Origin of the sequence: Micromonospora sp. AMSO12t (assembly GCF_008806585.1) — a bacterium.
In the GTDB taxonomy this organism is placed as follows: Bacteria; Actinomycetota; Actinomycetes; order Mycobacteriales; family Micromonosporaceae; genus Micromonospora; species Micromonospora reichwaldensis.
Genome location: NZ_WAAS01000392.1, coordinates 1 through 4429, shown reverse-complemented (window position 1 = coordinate 4429; position 4429 = coordinate 1). Strand labels below are relative to the sequence as shown.

Here is a 4429-nt window from a genome sequence, read left to right as displayed (position 1 = left end):
CCGGTGCGGCGGAGGGGGACGGGTGGTTCGGCTGGCGAGGGAACGGGTCAGGCTGTCGGCCGTGTTCGACCGGCTGCTCGGCCGACCGCTGCCCGGGCAGCGCGCGCCGGAGCCCCGGCGCTCCAATCCCGACGCCGTGGTCGACTGTGCCGTCTACGTCGGCGGGCGGCGCGAGCCGGGCCGCCTGCACTACGCCGACGCGTACGCCCGCAGCCGTCGCGGCCGCGACGCCTTCGTCTGGCTGGGTCTGCACGAGCCCGATCCGGCGGTGATGGCGGCCGTCGGCCGCACCTTCGGGCTCGACGACCTCACCGTCGAGCAGGCCCTCGCCGACGGCCACCGCCCCACGGTGCGCCGCGAGGGCGACGTCACCCTGCTGGTCCTGCGCACCGCCCGTTACGTCGAGCACGCCGAGCTGACCGACACCTCGGAGGTGGTCGACACCGGCGACGTGATGGTGCTGGTCGGCGACCGCTTCGCCGTCACGGTGCGGCACGGCGCCGCGGGCGCGCTCACCTGCGTACGCGCCGACGTCGAGCAGCGCCCCGCGGTGCTCGCGCAGGGCCCGTGGGCGGTCGCCTACGCGGTCTGCGACCGGATGGTCGACCTCTACCTGGAGGTCGCCGGGCACGTCGAGCGGGACCTGGAACGCGTCGAGGAGGCGGTGTTCGCCCGCGACCGCTCGGCCGACATCCAGCACATCTACCAGCTCAAGCGGGAGGTGGTCGAGTTCAAGCGGGCGGTGCAGCCCCTCCAGGCGCCGCTGCGCTCCCTGCTCGACCAGCGGCCCGACAACCCGCCGCGCGGCCTGCACCGATGGTTCGTCGACGTGGACGCCCGGCTGACCCGGGCGGTGGACCGGGTCGCCGCCTACGACGACCTGCTGACCTCGATCGTGCAGTCCCGGTTGGCGCAGCTCGCGGTGGAGCAGAACAACGACATGCGCAAGATCGCCGCGTGGGCCGCCATCGCCGCCACCCAGACCGGCATCGCCGGCATCTACGGCATGAACTTCGCCAACATGCCGGAGCTGCACTGGCGCTACGGCTACCCCACCGCGCTCGGCCTGATGGCGCTGACCGCGTTCGCCCTGCACCGCCTCTTCCGCCGCTCGGGTTGGCTCTGAGCGCCGCTACTCCATCGTGGACGGCTCCGGGATCGCGGGCGCGGGGCTGGTACGCGGCATCGGGACCTCGGTGGCCCGGACCGCCGGGGCCGACGCCAGCATCCGGTCGAAGACGTTGCGCAACAGGGTCGACATCGCCGGATCGTCCGCCAGGGCGCCGACGAACGAGATCGAGGACGCGCTGAAGACCAGGGCGCCGTTGGGCCGCTCCAGGAAGACCATCGCGGCGCCCTGGCCCCCGGGGTTCTCGCCCCGGGCGATGACCTGCGCCGGGGACGCCTCGCCGGCCAGCCCGCGCAGCCCGTCGGTCTCCCAGCCGCTGGCGGCGCCGTTGTAACCCGTGCGGCCGAACCTGCTGCCGACCACCAGGCCGGTGCCGGCCAGCAGCGGGTGGTCACGCAGCACCTGGTACGGCGCGTACGTGCCGGCGTCGACGTAGTTGGTGCCGAGCAGTTGCGAGGCGGGCAGGCCCAGCTCCGTGTAGATGTCCCGCCTGCCGTCCGACCGGCGGTAGGTGACCACCGTACGACCGGAGTCGACCTGCACCCGCTCGTACAGGCCGTTGCCGCCCGGGTAGATCAGCCGGCCGCCGCCGGCCTGGAAGTTGACCAGGCGCTGCCGCATCGTGTCGGACCAGTACTCGGGATGGCTGCCCAGCACGAGCACCCGGTAGTTGGTGAGCCAGCCGTTGGAGCCGTGCAGGTCGGCGTCCTCGTAGACGTCGAAGGCGAGCCCCTGCCGGGACATCCAGCGGGTCAGCAGGAGATCCGAGAAGAGGGTGTGGTCCCGGATCCCGGGGTCGTCGACGTTCAGCTCCGTCGACGGCCGACGTACGGAGAGGGGCCGGCGGCCCGTCATGTCCGGGCAGTACTGGCTGTGCCCGCCCCAGCTGTTGTAGGCGTTGTAGGTGAAGGTGGGCAGCAACACCGCGATCCTGTTGGTGGGGCGGGTCGGCCGCACAAGGAACGGCACGTACCGGTGCAGCCCGTTCGGGCCCTCCAGCCGGGCGGCGTAGAGGCCGGGCTGCCAGTCTGCGGGGACCCGGAACTGCAACCGGTCCGACCAGCCGCAGCCGACGCCGAGGAACCCCACCGGCAGCGACTGCACCCCGCCGGTGACGGGAAGCGGCGGCGAGACGACCACGGGGGCGCCGGGGTTGGGTGCCAGCCGGACCATCGACGCGGTGAGCGACGGGAACCCCGTGGACACCGCGAAGCGTGCCACCTCGCCCTGCGCCACGCTCGGCGTGTTGGCGTAGCCCTGGAGGGCGGCCTGCGTCTGCACCGTCCAGCCGGAGCCGACCCGCTTGCCGGTGCCGCTGTTCATCCAGGCGGCCCGCCCGTCGGGGCCGGCGGTGGTGTGGTTCGTCAACCGGTACTGCGTGAGCGCGCCGCTCTGCCGGGCGGTGGCCGCGTCCGGCGGGATCGCGTACAGCGCCCCCTGGCCGGTGCACCACACCCCGTCGTTGAGGAAGAAGTTGCGGAAGCCGGAGCCGATCCGCAGGCCCGAGCCCGACGCCCAGGCGCCGCCGCCGAGGTGCCGGTGCCAGCGGATGTCGCCGTAGTGGTAGGCGTAGAGGACCCCGGAGGTGTCCGCCTGCAACACGGCACCGGTGAAGCCGCCACCGATACGCGCCCCCTGGACCGTCCACGTCCTGCTGACCAGGTCGTACTGATGCAGGAAGAGGTCGCCCGCGGCGTTCTGTCCGTAGAACGCGCCGTGAAACCCGCACAGCCGGGGATAGCGCTCGAATCCGGCGCCGATCTGCCCGCCGCTGATCCAGGTGCCGGCGCCGGTCGTCGAGTTGGTCAGCCGGTAGCGGTAGTAGTGGACGGTGCCGTCGCCGCGTACGGCGTAGAGCGAGCCGTCGAGCCCGCCGAAGACCGCCCGGAACTGGTGCCAGCCGGAGCCGATCCGGCGGCCCGAACCGCTCGCCCACGTGAACGCGCCGGTCTGCCAGCCCGTGTGCCGGTACCAGTACAGCGCGCCGTCGGCCTGGATCGCGAAGATGACGCCGTACCCGCCGCCGACCAGGCGGATGAACCGTTGCTGCGGGTCGTACTGGGGCACGGCGGCCGACGCGCCGGACGAGCCCGCCAGCAGCAGCGGCGGCACGGAGGCGGCGATGACGGCGCCGTCGCGGAGCAGCCGTCGGCGCGGTACGCCCCCCAGGCCCGGCACGTTTCCCATGGCGACCCCTCTCCGGCGAGGCGGATGTGCTGGGCAACCTACGAAACCGACGGCGCCGGCGTGGCCCCGCCAAGCGCCCTGAGCGGGGAAATCGGATGATCCGCGAGCACCTCCGACCGGCCGGCCCGCGCCGATCCCGCCGATCAAGCGATTGACGGAAGGCGATTGACTGTTGTCGATCGAGGCGACGGGCCCGGCGCGGCCCGGCGGCGACCTGATCAGCGTCGGCCGGCTTGACGCGTCGGTCCGGGCGTGCCGGGCAGCGCGTTGGTCAGAGCGCGTTGGTCAGGGCGCGCCGGGCGGCGCGGCGGTCAGGGCGTGTCGGGCAGCGCGTCGCCGACCGCGAGGGCGCGCAGGGGGACGGGCTTGACCGGCGCCTGCGCGGTGAACGCCCCGACCTCCTCCGGCCCCCGGCCGGTCAGCGTGCAGATGAACTGGCAGAGGCCCGGCTGGCAGGACCGGCCCTGACACAGGCCCATCCCGGCGCGGGTCACCAGCTTGACCGCGTTCGCGGTGCCCAGGTGCGGGTTGGCCGCCAGCGCCCGGCGCACGTCACCGGCCCGCACCTCCTCGCAGCGGCAGAGCACGGTGTCGTCGGTGACCAGGCTGCCCAGGGCCGCCCGGTCCGGCGCGAAGCGGTCGAGCACCCGGGTGACGAAACGTCGCCGGCGGCGCAGCTCCCGGCGCACCGGGTCGGCCAGCGCGGCGGCCCGACGCTCATCGAGCAGCCCCAGGTCGCGCAGCACGCCCAGGGCGGCCAGCCGGCCCTCGACCGCCGCCTGCTCGGCACCCGCGACGCCGGTCAGCTCGCCGGCCACCGCGATCCCGGGCACCGAGGTACGCAACCACTCGTCGTGCCCGACCACCCAACCGCCCGCGGGCGAGTCCCAGGTCACCGCGCAGCCGGCCTGCCGGGCCAGCTCGACGGAGGGGACGAAGCCGTAGCCCAGCGCCAGCACGTCGCAGGGCACCTCCCGGTCGGTCCCGGGCACCGGCTGCCCCGTGGGGCCGACCTCGGCGAGGGTCACCGCGCTCAGGTCCGGGTCGCCGTCGGCGCGGCGGACGACCGTGGCGAACCGGACCGGCACCCCCGCCCGGCGCAGCACGCGCAGC

The 4429-nt window shown here is 74.2% G+C and carries 3 protein-coding genes; 1 reads left to right on the top strand and 2 read right to left on the bottom strand.

What is annotated here, in order from left to right; all coding sequences use genetic code 11:
• A partial coding sequence (locus F6X68_RS30990) for a magnesium and cobalt transport protein CorA (protein WP_370519018.1) occupies nucleotides 1-1126 on the top strand: 1126 nt, incomplete at its 5' end.
• Nucleotides 1127-1132: 6 nt separating this feature from the next.
• On the opposite strand, the gene F6X68_RS30985 is transcribed toward F6X68_RS30990, so the two are convergent.
• Both F6X68_RS30985 and F6X68_RS30980 read right to left on the bottom strand, forming a co-directional pair.
• On the bottom strand, nucleotides 1133-3316 hold the full coding sequence (locus F6X68_RS30985; RefSeq protein WP_151457574.1) for a N,N-dimethylformamidase beta subunit family domain-containing protein: 2184 nt from the start codon (nucleotides 3314-3316) through the stop codon (nucleotides 1133-1135).
• A gap of 311 nt (nucleotides 3317-3627) precedes the next feature.
• Nucleotides 3628-4429, bottom strand: an 802-nt coding sequence (locus F6X68_RS30980; RefSeq protein ID WP_192581614.1) for an NAD(P)/FAD-dependent oxidoreductase, incomplete at its 5' end; no start/stop codon positions are given.

Excerpts from the sequence above, each read along its gene's own strand:
- F6X68_RS30985 (WP_151457574.1), bottom strand. The coding sequence starts at position 3,316 with ATGGGAAACGTGCCGGGCCTGGGGGGCGTACCGCGCCGACGGCTGCTC.